We start from the raw sequence: 15,468 nt of genomic DNA, 5'->3' as shown, positions 1-15,468 counted from the left end.
CGGTCAGAGCGTGCCCTTGGCCATCTCGCTCGCGATGTGATCGGCCTGCCGGATCGCCAGCGAGACGATGGTCAGCGTCGGGTTCTCCGAAGCGCCGGTGGTGAACTGCGACCCGTCCGAGACGAAGAGGTTGGCGATGTCATGGGTCTGGCCCCATTTGTTCACCACCCCGTCGCGCGGATTTTCCGACATCCGGTTGGTGCCAAGGTTGTGGGTCGAAGGATAGGGCGGCGTCGGGAAGATCCGCGTGGCCCCCACCGCCTTGTAGATGTCGGCCCCGCGCTTGTAGGCATGGTTGCGCATCGCCACATCGTTCGGATGGTCCGAGAAGTTGACATTGGGCGTCGGCAGGCCGAACTGGTCCAGCTTGTCCTTGTTGACGGTGACGCGGTTCGTTTCCTGCGGCATGTCCTCGCCCACGATCCACATCCCGGCCATGTTCTCATAGCTGTCGAGCGCGGTGGTGAACTCGCGGCCCCAAGCGCCGGGGTCGAGGAAGGCCGCCATGAAGGGCAGGCCCAGCGAGAGCGTCTCCATCTCGTAGCCGCCGACGAACCCGCGTGAGGGGTCGAGGTGCGCCTCGTCCTGGATGATCCCGGCCATCGTCGTGCCGCGCCACATCTTCACCGGCTTGTCGAAGACCCCATAGACCGAGCCGGTGACATGCCGCATGTAATTGCGCCCGACCTGGCCGGAGGAATTGGCCAGACCATCCGGGAACATCTCCGACGCCGAGTTCAGCAGAAGCCGCGGGCTTTCGATCGAATTGCCGGCGACGCAGACGATCCGCGCCATCTGGGTCTGCGACTTTCCGTCCTTGTCGAAATAGGTGACGCTGGTCACCTTGCCCTTGTCGTCATGGTTGATCTTGGCGACATGGCAATGCTCGCGCACCTCCAGATTGCCGGTCGCCTCGCCATCCGGGATCTCGGTATAGGCGGTGGACCATTTGGCGCCCCATTTGCAGCCCTGAAAGCAGAAGCCGGTCTGCTGGCAGGAGGTGCGGTTGCCGGAATCGTCGGACTGGATCGCCATGCGCCCGGTGTGGACCTTGGTATAGCCCACGGCGAGGGCGCCCTTTTCCAGCACCTTGTAATTGTTGTTGCCGGGCAGGCCGGGGCGCTTGCCGGTGCGGGTGACGCCCATCTTCTCTTCGGCCTTCTCGTACCAGGGCGCCATTTCGGCCGCATCGATCGGCCAGTCCAGCAGATTGGCGCCATCGACGGGGCCGTAATTGGTGCGCGCTTTCCATTCGTGATCCTGGAAGCGCAGCGAGGCGCCGGCCCAATGGGTCGTCGTCCCGCCCACCGCCTTCACGATCCAGGCCGGCAGGCCCGAGAAGTCATGCGCCACGCGCCAGTCGCCGCTGGTGGTACGCTTGTCGAGCCAGGCGAGCTGGCCGAAGCTTTCCCATTCGTCGTTGATGTAATCCTCGGGCAGATAGCGCCCGCCGGCTTCCAGCGACACCACCTTGATGCCCTTTTGCGCCAGCTCATTGGCCAGGGTGCCGCCCCCGGCACCGGTGCCGATGATCACGACAACGGAATTGTCTGTCAGGTCGAATTTCGCAACCATATCCGTTCTCCCCTACAGCCAGTTGATGTCGTTGAAGCCGCGGTTGATATAACCGCCCTTCGAATAGCTTTCGCCCTCGTAGCCGAATATCGGCCAGACCGCCTTCTGATTATAAAGGCCGGTCACCAGACCACCGCGGATTTGCTGGAAGAAGGCGCTCTTTTCCATGCCGCGCAGAATGGCGACGCGGTCGCTTTCCCAACCGGTGGCGGAATAGCTGGCAAATCCTTGGCCTACGGCCGCCGCATTCAGCGCGGCAATTCCTTCCTCAATTCCCGGCGCCGCCTCGGCGGTGTCATAGCCCTTGACGGCAATGACGTAATATTCGTCGGCGATCTTGTCATGCGGGTAGATGTCCCGCGCCATCTGCACGAGCGTTGCGAGGGTTTCGGGCTTCAGCGCCGTGGCCTCCACGGCCCAGGCCGCATCGGGAGCGGCGACGAATCCCGCCCCGATCACGAAAGTCGCCCCCACTGCCGTCGCCCGCGACAACAGCTGGCGGCGGGTCAGCCCTTTCGGGCCTGCCTTGTCTAGCATGTCTCATCCTCCCTGGATCATCATTTGAAACGACCGGACCGCTCCAGCACTTCGATCTGGTAACCATCTGGATCGGCTACGAAAAAGAAGCGCGCGACGAGCGTGCCGTCGGGACTGAAGGCCACGAGCTTGCGGGGGGCCAGCCCCTCGGCCTCGAAGCGGACATGTTCCGCGTCAAGGTCATCCACCGACACCGCCAGATGGCCGTAGCCGTCGCCGAGGGTATAGGGCTCGGTCCGCCCCTTGTTGATTGTCAGCTCAAGCTCGAAGCCGCTTTCGGGATTGCTCAGATAGACGAGCGTGAACCCCGTAAAGTCGAGACGGTCCGCCACGGACAGGCCAAAGGCCTTCTGGTAGAAATGAACCGAACGCTCCTCCTCAAGAACCCGGATCATCGAATGTATGGTCTTGGCCATGGAAGCCCTCCCTGCATGCCCGCAAGGTCAGGCTAAGTTTACCGCCGAAGCGGCTGGTAGTATGGACGTACTACCCCTGCTTTTCTTTCAGGGGGCATCATCGGCGCAGGGGCCTATTCTGCGGCAACCGCCATCGAGATTTGCGCCGAGGATGTTTCCATGAATTTGAGGCAGGCACAGCGCAGGAGCGAGGTGAAATTCTCCGGTTCACCGCGCAATTGCAGCACTTCCGAATGCAGCTTTGAAATGAAGGCCGGGGTGGTCATGCCGTCATTGCGCGAAATGATGTCCAGAACGCCCCAGAATTCATTCTCCAACCGGATGCTGGTGCTTTGACCATTCAGTCGCAACCTGCGTGTCGTGCTGGCATAGTTGTGCGGGTCCTGCCCGGCGAAAACTTGGCACATCCGATTTCCTCCCCGAAACCGCCCGCTGCCAAAGACGCGAAAACCTTTGCAGCGAGTCACTGCTTTGCATTTCGTATGCGAGATGCAGGTCCAAGCCTACGCCTCCGACCATGATGTGACAAGTCTGCCCGTCCCGTCGTTACCAGTCCAGTCCTTGCAGGGAGCCGGCGCATGGAAGCGGTAAAGCCCAAGCGGTCCTTGGTCGAAGAGGCCCATCAGATCCTGGTCGAGGCGATCTGCATGGGCGAGCTTGCCCCGGGCACCCGACTCAACCAGGACGAGATCGCGGCACGGCTGCAAGTGTCGCGCCAGCCGGTCAACAGCGCCATCGTGATCCTGAAGGCGCAGGGCCTGGTGGAGGATACCGGCCGGCGCAGCGTCATCGTCACCCGCATCGACACCGGCCTCTTGCGCGCCATCCACGACTACCGCCGGGTGATCGAGCCGTTTGCCGTACGGCTGGCCGGGCGCGCCCTGGGCGATCTGCACCGCAAGGAGGCGGCGCGGGTGATGAAACTGGGGCAAAGGGCCATAGAACGCGGGCATCTGGCCGAACTCGTGCAGGCCGATGTGCAGTTTCACGAGATGATCTACGCCTGGAGCGGCAATCCTGTCATCCAGGCCGCGATGCGCACCAACTGGCACCACATCCGCCGCGCCATGGCCGAGGTGCTGCGCGATCCGGCGGCGGTCGTCCCGATCTGGCAGGAACATGGCGCGATCCTCGACCACCTTCTGACGGGCGAGACCGAAGCCGCAGCACAGATCATGGAAAGCCATATCCAGGCGGCCTGGGCCCGCCATCTGGCCTGCCTGCCCCAACCCGGCGCCGGGTGACGGCGATGCGCCCGCCCCGAGTCGCCCTGCCGCTTTCCGCGCCTTGGTGGCATCCACCAGCCACGCCGCGATTCTTGGCGTTTTCCACTGATCCGTCGCCAATCCCTGCCAGAGAACGCCGGGTTTCGTCCGATCCTTGCCGATAGTCTGCACCGACCCCTGCACAGCTGGAAGGCCGCCATGTCCCACCTCAAGACCATCGAACAGCGCCTGCTCTGGCTGTCGCACTGGATGATCCACCACGCCAACCACATCCGCCCCAAGGTGGATGGCATCAAGATCGGCGGGCATCAGGCCTCTTCCGCCTCGCTGGTCTCCAGCATGGCGGCGCTGTACTTCTCGGCGCTCCGGCCCGAGGACCGGGTGGCGGTCAAGCCGCATGCCTCGCCGGTGTTTCACGCGATCCACTATCTGATGGGGCATCTGAGCCGCGAGAAGATGGAGAATTTCCGCGGCTACCATGGCGTGCAAAGCTACCCCAGCCGGACCAAGGACGGCGACGATGTGGATTTCTCGACCGGGTCGGTTGGTCTGGGGGTGGCGATCACCTCCTTTGCCTCGATCGTGCAGGATTACATCGCGGCCAAGTCCTGGGGCGAGGGTCTGCCTTTGGGCCGGATGGTGGCGCTGGTCGGCGATGCCGAACTGGACGAGGGCAATATCTACGAATGCCTGCAAGAGGGCTGGAAGAACGACCTGCGCAACACCTGGTGGGTGATCGATTATAACCGGCAGTCCTTGGACGGCATCGTGCGCGAGGGTCTGTTCCAGCGGGTGGAGAAGATCTTCGACGCCTTCGGCTGGGAGGTGGTGCGCATCAAGCACGGTGCTTTGCAACGCGCGGCCTTTGCCGAACCGGGCGGTGCCGCGCTGCGCGACTGGATCGACGCCTGCCCGAACCAGCTTTACGCCGCGCTGACCTTCATGGGCGGGGCGGTCTGGCGCAAACGCCTGATGGAGGATCTGGGCGATCAGGGCGAGGTCAGCGCGCTGATCGACCGGCGCAGCGATGCGGACCTCGCCGCCTTGATGGAAAACCTCGGCGGCAATTGCGTGCAAACGATGGCCGAGGTTTTCGCCTCCATCTCCCATGACCGCCCGACCTGCTTTCTCGCCTATACGATCAAGGGCTGGGGCACGCCGATTGCCGGCCACAAGGACAATCACGGCGGGCTGATGACCAAGGCGCAGATGGCCGAATGGCAGGCACATATGGGCATCCCCGAGGGGCAGGAGTGGGATCCTTTCGCCGGTGTGGCGGATGTGGCGGGACTGAAGGACTTTCTGTCTCGCGCCCCCTTCTTCGCCAAGTACCCCCGGCGCTGGCAGGATGCCCGGCTGCCGGTGCCCGCGCTGTCGACCGGGGCGGAGCGGGACATTTCCACCCAGATGGCCTTTGGCAAGATCCTCGACGATCTGTCCAAGGGTGACTCGGCTCTGGCGGCCAGGATCGTCACCACCTCGCCCGATGTGACGGGCACCACCAGCCTTGGCCCTTGGGTGAACCGCCGCAAGCTTTTCGCCCGCAAGGCGCAGGCGGATATTTTTCAGGACCAGAAGATCCCCTCGACCGCGAAATGGGAATTTGCGCCCGAAGGCCAGCATATCGAGCTTGGGATTGCCGAGATGAACCTGTTCCTGCTGCTGGGCGCTGCGGGGCTGGCGCATTCCCTGTTCGGCAAGAGGCTGATCCCGATCGGCACGGTCTATGACCCCTTCGTGGCGCGGGGTTTGGATGCGCTCAACTACGCCTGCTATCAGGATGCGCGCTTCATGATCGTGGGCACGCCTTCCGGTGTGACACTGGCGCCGGAAGGTGGGGCGCATCAGTCGATCGCTGCCCCGCTGATCGGCCTGGCGCAGGATGGGCTTGCGGCCTTCGAGCCGGCCTTCGCCGATGAGCTTGCGGTGATCATGGAATGGGCCTTCGACTATCTGCAACGCGACGGTGCGGCGGACCCCGACGAGCGGACCTGGCTGCGCGACGAGACCGGCGGTTCGGTCTATCTGCGCCTGTCGACCAACCCGATCGAGCAGCCGGGCAAGCGTGTTGACGATGCCTTCCGCCAAGGCGCCATCGACGGCGCCTATTGGCTGCGCAAGCCGGGGCCGAATTGCGATGTGGTGATCGCCTATCAGGGCGTCGTGGCGCCGGAAGCGATCCGTGCGGCGGGCCTGATCGCGGAAGGGCGGCGCGATGTCGGCGTGCTAGCGGTCACCTCGGCCGACCGGTTGAACGCGGGCTGGACGGCGGCGCAGCGTGCGCGGGCGCGGGGCAACACGGCGGCGCTGTCGCAGGCCGAACGGCTGCTGGCCGACCTGCCGCTGCATTGCACGCTGGTCACGGCGATCGACGGCCATCCTGCCACGCTCGCCTGGCTGGGCGGGGTGCGCGGGCATCGGACCGTGTCGCTCGGGGTCGAACATTTCGGCCAGACCGGCACGATCGGCGACCTTTACCGCCATTTCGGCATCGACACCCGCAGCATCGTGGAGCGCGTGGCCGGGCTGACGGCGGGGGCGCGGATCGCGGGACATGGGTGACAAAAAAGGGGGGCGAGTTGCCTCGCCCCCCTTTTAAGCCATCCCTGACGCCTTTACGGCACGATCACCCCGCGCCCGGTGAAGCGGCGGTTCTTGAAATCGTCCAGGGCCTGGTTGATGTTGTCGAGACTGTACTGGGCATAGTGCATCTTGACCTTGCCATCGGCGTTCAGCTCCATCAGCTCCACCAGTTCGGTGTAATTGCCGACGAGGCTGCCGCCGATGTTGATTTCGTTGATCACCAGATGCGCGGTCGGCACCTCGATCTTGCCGCCGTAGCCGATCATGATCAGCTCGCCACCCGGGCGGACCATCTTCCAGCAGAGGTTTTCGACGCCGAGTTCGCCCACGAAATCCATCACCACCTGCGCGCCGCCGCCGGTGATCTGCTTGATCTCGTCCACCACATTCGGGCCGCCATCGAGGACGAAATCGGCCCCCAGCTCCTTGCACAGCTGCCGCGCCGCAGGTTCGCGGTCCACCGCGATGATCCGGCAGCCGGAGATTTCGTGAAGGCATTGCAGGGCGATATGGCCGAGGCCCCCGACGCCGACGATGACGCAATAGGCCCCCGGCCGCAGCCCCTTGGCGGCCTTCTTGGCCGCGCGGTAGGCGGTGATCCCGGCATCGGCCATCGGCGCCACGTCGAGCGGCGTGATATTGGGGTTCAGCTTGATCAGCGAGCGTTCCGAGGTCAGGAAATACTCGGCAAAACCGCCGTCGAGGCCGAGACCCGGAAACAGGCTGTGCTCGCAATGCATGTCGTCGCCATAGCGGCACGAAAGGCAAATGCCGCAGGTCCGGTGCGGGTGGCAGATCACCGTATCGCCCGGCTTGACCGAGGTGACGCCAGAGCCGACATCCTCCACCCAGCCGGCGTTTTCATGGCCCATGATATAGGGCAGAAGATTGCCGCCCTGATCCATGATGTCCTTCCAGACGCCCTCGATGATGTGCAGATCGGTGCGGCACAGGCCCGCGGCGCCGACCTTCACGATCACGTCGTTGGGCCCCATGATGGTGGGGGCTTTGACGTTCTCGATCTTCAGCTGCACGTTCATCGTCGGGTCGTATTCGTAAAGTCTTGCGGCTTTCATGGCGCGCCCTTTCCTGAAGTGGTTACTTGCGACCGAGTTTCTCTGCGCCGCCGCCAAGGGCGCCGCCGGCGGTGGGGTCTTCATCCTCGGCCAGATCGGCGATCAGGGTCTCGGTCGTCAGGATCAGCGTGGCGACGGAGCCTGCGTTCATCAGGGCCGAACAGGTGACGCGGACCGGGTCGATGACGCCGGAGGCCATCAGATCCTCGTAAGTGCCCGTCGCCGCGTTGAAGCCATGGTCGCCGTGCAGGGCGCAGACCTTGCGGACCACGTCATTCGGCTCGGCCCCCGCGTTGAAGGCGATGCGGGCGAGGGGGAGGGTCAGCACCGATTGCACCAGTTCGACGCCCTTGCGCACATCGCCCTCCACCGTTTTCGCCAGATCGGCGAGCGCCGGGGCGATGCGGGCGAGCGCCACGCCGCCGCCGACCAGCACACCTTCTTCCGCCGCCGCACGGACAGCGTTGAGCGAGTCCTCGATCAACTGGATGGTGCGCTTCTGCTCCACCGGGGTCACACCACCCGCCAGAATGGTCGCCGTGCCGCCGCACAGCTTCGCCAGGCGTTCCTGCAGCTTGTCCTTGTCGATGTTGGGCGGGGCGATCTCGTACAGCCGCTGCACCTGAGCGCGACGGGCGGCAATCGCCTGCGGGTCGCCATTGCCGCGGATAATCATGGTGTCGGTATGGGTCGCCTCGACCCTTTCGGCGCTGCCAAGGTCCAGACGGGTGATCGCCTCCAGACTGTCGCCCAGATCGCGGGCCAGAACCTTGCCGCCGGTCAGGATCGCCAGATCCTCCATCATGTTGCGGCGCCAGTGGCCAAATTCCGGCGGGTGGACGACGAGGAACTTGCCGGGGCCGTCCTTGCCCAGAAGGGTCAGCAGAACCTCCGGCGCGATTTCCTCGGCGATGATGACGAGGGGGCGGTTGTCCTCGGCGGCAATCGCCTTGGCGGCGTCCAGCTGGGCGGGGGATTTCAGCTTGATGTCGGTCAGCACGATATAGGGGTTCTGGACGACGGCGCGCATCGCCTCCAGATCGGTGACCATGTGGTGCGAGACATAGCCGCGGTCGAAGGCCATTCCATCGACCACCTGCAGGCTGGATTGCGTGCCGGTGCCGTAATCGGTGGTGATGACGCCCTGCGCGCCGACACGGCGGAACGCCTCGGCCACCAGCCCGCCCAGATCGGCGTCCGAGGCCGAGATTCGTGCCACCGCCGACAGGATGGCGTGGTCCTTGACCGGCTTGGCCACGGCGCGCAGGGCGCGGGTCGTGGCCTCCACCGCCAGGGAAATCCCCCGGCACAGTTCCACCGGCTTGGCGCCCTTGTCGATCAGGATGGTGCCCGACTGGATCATGCCGTTGGCCAGCACGATCGAGGTCGTGGTGCCGTCGCCCGCCACGTCATTGGTCTGCATCGAGACCTCGCGCAGCACCTGGGCGCCCATGTTCTCGAACCGGTCGAACAGCTCGATCTCGGACGCGATCGACACGCCATCCCGGCTGATCAGAGGCGTGCCCATCGGCCGGTCGATCATCGCGTTCATGCCCATCGGGCCGAGGGTCGATTCAACCGCCGCCGACAGTTTCTGCACGCCATGCGCCAAAGCGCGGCGGGCATCGTTGCCGTGGATCATGATCTTGGGCATAGTTCCTCCTTCGGCCAAAGCCGGTGTTTGCAGTGTTTTTGGGATCGCCTGTCAGCGGCAGGCGTGAGCAGGTTCAGGCTTGGTAAAATCGACCAGCACGGGCACATCGCCCGACAGGTCCGCCTCCATGTAGCGGGAGCGTTTCAGCCCCCGGCAGAGCGAGCCGGAAAACTCCATGTTGATCCGGACCGACCGCAGAAGGCCCATATAGGCCGGGTAATCGGTGATTGCGGCGCCCTGATAGGTCGGAAAGGCCCGGTCCTGCGGGCGGGGCGACAGGCCCTTCTGACCGAGGATGGCAAGGTAGCGGACCTTCTGGCGCGCGGCCTCCGCGTCCGGCAGATCGGTCGCCTCCAACAGGGCGCGGGGCATGGCGGTAACCTCGTCGGGCAGGAAGCCCATCGCGATCAAGGCCTTGATCACGCTTTCCTGCCGGCGCTGAAAGGCCTTGATGTCGAACTTTTCGCGCAGGGCGGCGAGGTCTTCATCGGGGTGCAGATCGGCGAAGACCGAACCGAAACTGGCGCCGGCATTCACGGCGGCGTTCATCTCCTCCGCCGCCATGTGGTCGTGCAGGGTGACCACGGCTTGCGCGACCCAGGGCAGGGCCTCGACCTGGCGCTTGATGTCCTCGGCCATCAGGAAGGCGAAGTTGGGCGAACACCAATAGGTCGGCAGGCGGAAGCTGACCTGCACCGTGGCCGTGTTCTGGCCCTGGCTGGTGACGGCGACCGCCTCGATGAAGCCCATGTCGGTCACGGGCTCATCCAGTTCGGGGTCCATCACCAGATCCAGCCGCGCCCACACCTGGTTGAGTTGCGCATCGTCCAAAAGGGGCGCGGTCATCGGACTTACTCCGCCGCGATGGACATGGGGCTGGCGGCAAGTTCCGCCTTCTTCGCCGCCACGTCGATGTTGTAGAGCCGCGCCATGTTGAGGCCGAGGATCTTCTCCTTGATCTCGTCGGTCAGCTGCACCCCGGCGCGTTCGGCCGAGATATCCTCCGGGATCTGATAGGCCCAAAGCTTCTCGACCAGCCATTTCGGCGTCCAGATCGCATAGTCCGAGCCGAACATGATCTTCTCCGGCCCAAGCCAGAACAGGAGTTCGGAAATGATCTCGCCGAAGTAGCGCGGGCGGGAGTGGATGAAGGGCAGGGCCACGGCCAGACCGCCGTAGACATTGGTCTCCTGCGTTGCGATCCAGCAGAAATCGTCCAGGCGCGGCAACCCGCAATGTTCGATGATCCAGTTCAGGTTTTGGAAATCGGTCGCGGCATAGTCCACGTCATGCACATCGAAGGCATCCTTGTTCAGCGGGATGATCGTCGGGCCCTTGTGGACATGGATGTTCTTGATGCCGAGCTTGTCGCAAAGCTCGAAGCATTTGTAGGCGTCCGGGTCGTTCAGCCGCCAGCCCTTGGAGGACCCGTTCCACTCGGCCGTGTACATCTTCACGCCCTTGATGTCGTAGGTCTCTTTCATGAAATGGATGTATTCCAGGGCCTTCTCGCCATCGCGCGGGTCGAAGGCACCGTTCACGATGAAGCGGTTGGGGAACTTCTTGGCCACCGACATGTTGCGTTCGATGTTGTTGAAGCCGGTCTTGTAGAAATCCGACAGATAGGTCGAATTGAGGATCGCCATATCGTCCGGCCCGTCGATGAAGAGGTCGTTGTAAAGGTCATCGGCGGAGTATTTCTCGAACTTCGACTTCTCCCACAGCTGCTCCTTGGGGGAGAGGCCGGTGTGATAGGCGTAAAAGCAGTCGATGAACTGCTTGCCGTGGATGTTCTTCTGGTTTTCGGGGCTGCCATCCCAGAAATGGGTGTGGCCGTCGAGAACGAAGATCTCTTTGCCTTCGGGGGTTACATACATCTGGGATGCCTTTCGGAATGGGTTTGGCAAGGAAGGGGGCGGCGCGAGGGGGGAGCGCCCTCGCGCCAGAGGGGCCGGGTCAGATGAACTCGAGCATCTCGTTCATGTCGCCGAACAGGATGACGGTGTTGTCGTCGATCCGGACCATGCGGCCGTAGTGGGTGGAGGAGTTGACCTCGAACAGTTCCGCCGTCATCTCGCGGCCCAGGAATTCGCTGATCTCGTCCATCTTGAAGATCAGCTTGCCCGAACCGTCGATGCGGATCAGCGCGGGGTTGTAAGTGACCGTCACCCCCGGCTTCTGGTCCATGAATTCGGCGATGGCGCGGGCCTCGACCGAATCCGACATGGTGACACCGCATTGATGGGAAACGGTTTTTTCAAAGGTGATGTCCTTCATCGCCTTGAAGATGTTGTCGTGCGAATTGTCGCGTGCAATCGTGGACATGGGTGTTCCTTTCAGCGGACTGGGTCAGCGGGACAGGGCGAGTTCGCCAAGGATCTTGGCGAAGCGTTCTTCGGACACGGCGCGGGCCTCTTCGAAGCTGAGCGGCTTGGAATGCGGCTGCGACCAGATCGGCTGCAGCTGCTTGGCGGCCTTGTCGGCGAGGGCGGCGTGTTTCTTGACCCAGGTCTGGAACAGCGCCCGGTTCTGCGCGCCGAACGTCTCGTCATTGGCCAGAAGCCACATCAGGTCGATCGTGTTGGCGAGGTTGCGTTCGTAATCGCCTTCCGCCGCCGCGATCACCGAGGGCGTCATGAAGTCGTTGTTGGCCGCCCCGAACTGCATCAGGAAGCCCGAGCGAAACAGCTCGCCCACCAGGGGTTCGAAGACCAGGTTGATGGCAAAGTACTGCTCCAGATAGTCGGTGCAGCCCATGATGGTTTCCACCGCCTCGCGGGTGCCCTGCCACATCGGGTCTTCCAGCCAGGCGGTCTTGCCCACCTCGTCATCCCAACCCGGGATATCCATGCCGATCTCGGCCAGATAGAGCGTGATGTCCTGCGCCAGCCGCAGCTTGTAGCTGGAGTTGGTCAGGGTCGCGTTGTTGATCATCTGGGTATAGCCGTAGCGCTGGGCCTGCATCAGGCTGGTGCCAAGGCCGAATTCGGCATGTTTCCAGGCGCCGAGGTGCTTTTGCAGCGTCTTGGCCCAGGCGGCGTCGAAGGCGTGCTGGGCGCCGGATTTGCGGCCATTGGCGATGACGGCCTGCACCATCACCTCGATGCGGGACTGGCGCTGGTAATGCGTGCGCTCCCATTCCTGATCCGGGGCGCGGAAGGCATGCCAGTTCGAGCTTTTGGCATGGGTATTGTCCTTCTCGTAGGCGCCCTTGCCGTTGGAGAAGTTGATGATCCAGTTCTGGATCAGATAGCGCTCCGGATCGGGCTGCACGTCCACCGTGACGTCTTCGTAATGGGTGGCGCGCTTGGCGCGCGGCTCGAAATAGCGGTAGCGGCGGCTTTCGCTGTCGGCAAAAATCGCGGCCCCTGCGGCGCCGGAACCGACCGAGCTTGAAGTGGCAACCATGTCTCTCTCCCTTGTGGTGATGGGGCTAACCCCCTGGTGTCAGTGTGCTTTGATCGGCGCCGGCGCGGTGGACGGCGTGAACTTGTCGTAGAAGGTGCGGTCAGGGTCGAAGTCGAGCATGAAGAGGATCGGGCTCAGCGCGTCGATCATCGGCGGCGGGCCGCAGGCATAGGCATCGCCGCCGCCCTCGATCCCGAGGCGCTTCAGTTCCGTGCCCACGACCTGGTGTACAAAGCCCTGCGCGCCCTTCCAGCTGGCATCGTCGCCGGCATGGGACAGGACCGGGATGAAGGTCACTTCCGGGTGCGCTGCGGTGATGGCCGCGATTTCGGCCTGGTAGAAGAGGTCGGCCTGCGTCCGCGCCCCATAGAAGAAGTAGACCGGACGCGCCTCGCCGCTGGCCACATGGTCATGCAGGATCGACCAGATCGGCGACATGCCCGAGCCTGCGGCGACCAGGACTATGGGTCCGTCTCGTCCTTCGCGGCGGAAGCAGGACCCATAGGGTCCGCGGACGGAGACGCTGGCGCCGACTTCGATTCCTCCGGCGTCGAGCTCATTGCTGAACTTTCCGTCGGGGTATTTCTTGATGATGAAACGCAGGTTTTTGGCTTGGTCCGGCGTATTTGCCATGGAGAACGAGCGCGTAATCTCCTCCCCATCTTTGATCCTGACGGTGATGTCGACATATTGCCCGGCCCAGAATTTGATCGGCGTTTCCAGTGTGATCTCGATGGAACGAATGTCGTGCGTCAGGTTCGACTTGGCGGTGATCCGCCCCTTGAAGTCCTTGACCGCGATGGATTTCGACAAAAGCTCTTCGTCGAAGTTCAGAAGGTCGATCACCAGGTCTTCCTGCGCCAGGGACCGGCACAAGAGGATGCCGCCATTCTCCCTCTCGGCATCCGAAAGGGCGAAGGTCGAATATTTCATCAGTTCGACATCGCCCTCCAGAAGGTTGCATTTGCAGGCCGAACATTGGCCCTCCTTGCAGCCGTGCGGCAGCGAGATGCCCTGGCGGAAGGCGGCGTTCAGGATGGTTTCCCCGGTTTCGACGTCGAATTCGACGCCCACGGGTTCCAGCCTGACGGTAAAGGTTTCTGTCATCTGCGAGCCCCTTTTCTGGCCATGTCTTTCAACCCGGCACCCGCGAAGGGCCGGCTGGGGGAACTGGGCCGGAAGATCCGGCCCAGGGTCAGGGGTTCAGTTGCAGGGGTTGATGGTGAAGCCCTTGGCGTAGTCCGCCAGGTGCGCCTTGCGGGCGGCCTCATCCATGCCGCGCAGGGTGATCAGCGGCGAGGCGAGCGTGTTGCCGCGCACATGATCCAGCGTCCACATGTCCTTGTCGTCAAAGCGCAGGTGCGGTTGCGGCACCAGCGTCTTGCCGTCAGAACGGACGAAGTTCAGATCCACGATGGCATCGGCAAGGTCGACGCCGTGATAGATCGTCTCCCATTCCCGCTTGCCCGAGAAGCGGCCCATCGCCGGGGTCGGGCGGCCCTGGTATTCGTCCGAGAAGGCCTCGACAGCGGTCCAGCGGTCGATCTCATGGGCGAAGGTGTGCAGCTGGCCGTCGATGGTGTCGGTGACCATATCCTCGCGGATCAGGCAGGGCACGAGGCAGGACCAGCAGCGGTGCGGGTAGACGTAGCCCACATCCTGGTTGAAGGTGATGACCTGCTGGCCGGGCTTCGAAAGCTTGGCGTACCATTTCCAGAATTCGCCGAACTCTGCGTACCAGCCGGGGTACTTGTGTTCGAACCATTCAAAGTCCTTCTCGGTCTGCGCCTCGATCCGCCAGAAGTTCACCGGCCAGCCGACGGCAAAGAACTGCCCGACCTTGTGGACATAGTTCTTCTTGGTGATCCGCTCCCAGGCCGCCGTCACGTCATCATGGTGGATCTTGATGCCGTACTTTTCCATCGGCAGCATGTAGGTGCGGTAGTAGTCCTCGTAGACCCAGCGATGCCACATCTCGGCATAGCTTTCCTTGTTCTTGTCGCGGTCGGTGGTGCCGTATTCGATGAAGGTGCCGATGGCCGCATCGACGATGGCATGGTTCTGCCAGAAGGCATATTTCATGTCGCGTTCGATGAGCAGGTGGTTCTCCGGCTCTTTCAGCGCGGCCATCATCAGGGAGTGGCCATTGCCGATGTGACGGCTTTCATCCGACTGCACCGACAGGAAGACGGTCGGCAGCGCATAGTCGCCGTTGCGCGCGGCTTCGGAGGGCATGGCGACGAAAAGCGTGTTGGTGAAGGCGGTTTCCGCGACCACAGTCAGATACATGCAGGCGGAGGTCATCGCATCGCCGGTGATGAAGCCTTCGCCGAATTGCCGGCCGATGGTGGTGGCATAGCACTTCCCGAACGCTTCTTCGGTAATGTCGAAACCGGCCGGGTCGATGTAGTTTTCCATGTACCACTTCTTCAGGTTCATCTGAATCGTGGAATGGCGGAATTCGTCGACCATCTGCATGGTGAAGCCGGTGCGCAGATCCTCACCCGGCGCGAGACGGCTGACCATCGCCATCGACCGCGCCGCCGAGATTTCCGGGAAGGGGATGATCGCCAGGAACAGCTTCATCCATTCCACCCAGCGCGGTTCGACATTGCGGAACATGTCGCCCCGCAGCGCCGCGTCCAGCGCGCCGTAAACCCGGTTGTCCTTCTCCTCCTGCATCGAGAAGTAGGAGCGCAGCACCTGCTTCATCGGGTCGCGGGGGGCCTTGGTGATCTTGTAATCCGAAGGATAGGTCATCGCTTCCTGCACATAGGAAGGATTCCACCCCAGGTCCGCGCATTTCTTGGTGGCTTCGGCCACCGAAATGCCCTTCTGCGCCGTGATCTTGTTGAGTGTCAAAGTCGACATGTGTGCTCACCTTTTTGGTTAAGGTTGATGTGGGCAGGACCGTCGGCAAAGGTCAGAGAACGGCATGACGCCGCCATCCAGCACGTCGGATCAGCTTCACGGGATGTGAATCTCGGTCGCAA

The 15,468-nt window shown here is 63.1% G+C and carries 14 protein-coding genes; 2 read left to right on the top strand and 12 right to left on the bottom strand.

Annotation, left to right across the window (positions count from 1 at the left end; translation table 11 throughout):
* Positions 1-3: 3 nt before the first annotated feature.
* The 4 genes from AC1DZT_RS06685 to AC1DZT_RS06670 all read right to left on the bottom strand — a co-directional run bounded on the left by AC1DZT_RS06685 (position 4) and on the right by AC1DZT_RS06670 (position 2,935).
* Positions 4-1,575: a GMC family oxidoreductase gene (locus AC1DZT_RS06685; protein ID WP_478005834.1), complete on the bottom strand. Its 1,572-nt coding sequence runs from the start codon at positions 1,573-1,575 to the stop codon at positions 4-6.
* Positions 1,576-1,587: 12 nt separating this feature from the next.
* Entirely contained in the window at positions 1,588-2,112 is a 525-nt protein-coding gene (locus AC1DZT_RS06680; protein ID WP_478005833.1) for a Twin-arginine translocation pathway signal, read from the bottom strand.
* A gap of 20 nt (positions 2,113-2,132) precedes the next feature.
* Entirely contained in the window at positions 2,133-2,528 is a 396-nt protein-coding gene (locus tag AC1DZT_RS06675; RefSeq protein WP_478005832.1) for a VOC family protein, read from the bottom strand.
* Between the two features lie 113 nt (positions 2,529-2,641).
* Entirely contained in the window at positions 2,642-2,935 is a 294-nt protein-coding gene (locus tag AC1DZT_RS06670) for a ribbon-helix-helix domain-containing protein (protein ID WP_478005831.1), read from the bottom strand.
* 171 nt (positions 2,936-3,106) lie between these two features.
* On the opposite strand from AC1DZT_RS06670, the gene AC1DZT_RS06665 reads away from it, so the two are divergent.
* Positions 3,107-3,772 carry a GntR family transcriptional regulator gene (locus tag AC1DZT_RS06665; RefSeq protein ID WP_478005830.1) on the top strand — a complete coding sequence of 222 codons (666 nt, stop codon included), beginning with the start codon at positions 3,107-3,109 and terminating at the stop codon, positions 3,770-3,772.
* Positions 3,773-3,952: 180 nt separating this feature from the next.
* Positions 3,953-6,316: a transketolase gene (locus AC1DZT_RS06660; protein WP_478005829.1), complete on the top strand. Its 2,364-nt coding sequence runs from the start codon at positions 3,953-3,955 to the stop codon at positions 6,314-6,316.
* Between the two features lie 53 nt (positions 6,317-6,369).
* Here the strand turns inward: AC1DZT_RS06660 and AC1DZT_RS06655 are convergent, their stop codons facing one another.
* The 8 genes from AC1DZT_RS06655 to AC1DZT_RS06620 form a co-directional block, all read right to left on the bottom strand.
* Positions 6,370-7,413, bottom strand: a complete 1,044-nt coding sequence (locus AC1DZT_RS06655; protein ID WP_478005828.1) for an NAD(P)-dependent alcohol dehydrogenase — start codon at positions 7,411-7,413, stop codon at positions 6,370-6,372.
* A 22-nt stretch (positions 7,414-7,435) separates the two neighbouring features.
* The gene (gene groEL / locus AC1DZT_RS06650; protein WP_478005827.1) at positions 7,436-9,067 is read right to left on the bottom strand and encodes a chaperonin GroEL; all 1,632 of its coding nucleotides are present in this window, start codon (positions 9,065-9,067) and stop codon (positions 7,436-7,438) included.
* A 51-nt stretch (positions 9,068-9,118) separates the two neighbouring features.
* Positions 9,119-9,913 carry an iron-sulfur cluster assembly protein gene (locus AC1DZT_RS06645; RefSeq protein ID WP_478005826.1) on the bottom strand — a complete coding sequence of 265 codons (795 nt, stop codon included), beginning with the start codon at positions 9,911-9,913 and terminating at the stop codon, positions 9,119-9,121.
* A gap of 5 nt (positions 9,914-9,918) precedes the next feature.
* Positions 9,919-10,944 (bottom strand): amidohydrolase family protein, encoded by a 1,026-nt coding sequence (locus tag AC1DZT_RS06640; protein ID WP_478005825.1) that lies wholly within the window; start codon positions 10,942-10,944, stop codon positions 9,919-9,921.
* Between the two features lie 79 nt (positions 10,945-11,023).
* Positions 11,024-11,392 (bottom strand): MmoB/DmpM family protein, encoded by a 369-nt coding sequence (locus AC1DZT_RS06635; protein WP_478005824.1) that lies wholly within the window; start codon positions 11,390-11,392, stop codon positions 11,024-11,026.
* 24 nt (positions 11,393-11,416) lie between these two features.
* Positions 11,417-12,475: an aromatic/alkene monooxygenase hydroxylase subunit beta gene (locus tag AC1DZT_RS06630; RefSeq protein ID WP_478005823.1), complete on the bottom strand. Its 1,059-nt coding sequence runs from the start codon at positions 12,473-12,475 to the stop codon at positions 11,417-11,419.
* Between the two features lie 39 nt (positions 12,476-12,514).
* On the bottom strand, positions 12,515-13,582 hold the full coding sequence (locus tag AC1DZT_RS06625) for a 2Fe-2S iron-sulfur cluster-binding protein (protein WP_478005822.1): 1,068 nt from the start codon (positions 13,580-13,582) through the stop codon (positions 12,515-12,517).
* 96 nt (positions 13,583-13,678) lie between these two features.
* Positions 13,679-15,346, bottom strand: coding sequence for an aromatic/alkene/methane monooxygenase hydroxylase/oxygenase subunit alpha (locus tag AC1DZT_RS06620; RefSeq protein ID WP_478005821.1), 1,668 nt, complete (start codon positions 15,344-15,346; stop codon positions 13,679-13,681).
* Positions 15,347-15,468 lie beyond the last annotated feature (122 nt).

The organism is Rhodobacter sp. P1_C2 (assembly GCF_056406375.1).
Note: the sequence above shows the minus strand (reverse complement) of the source record. Positions and strands in the feature narration are given on the sequence as shown.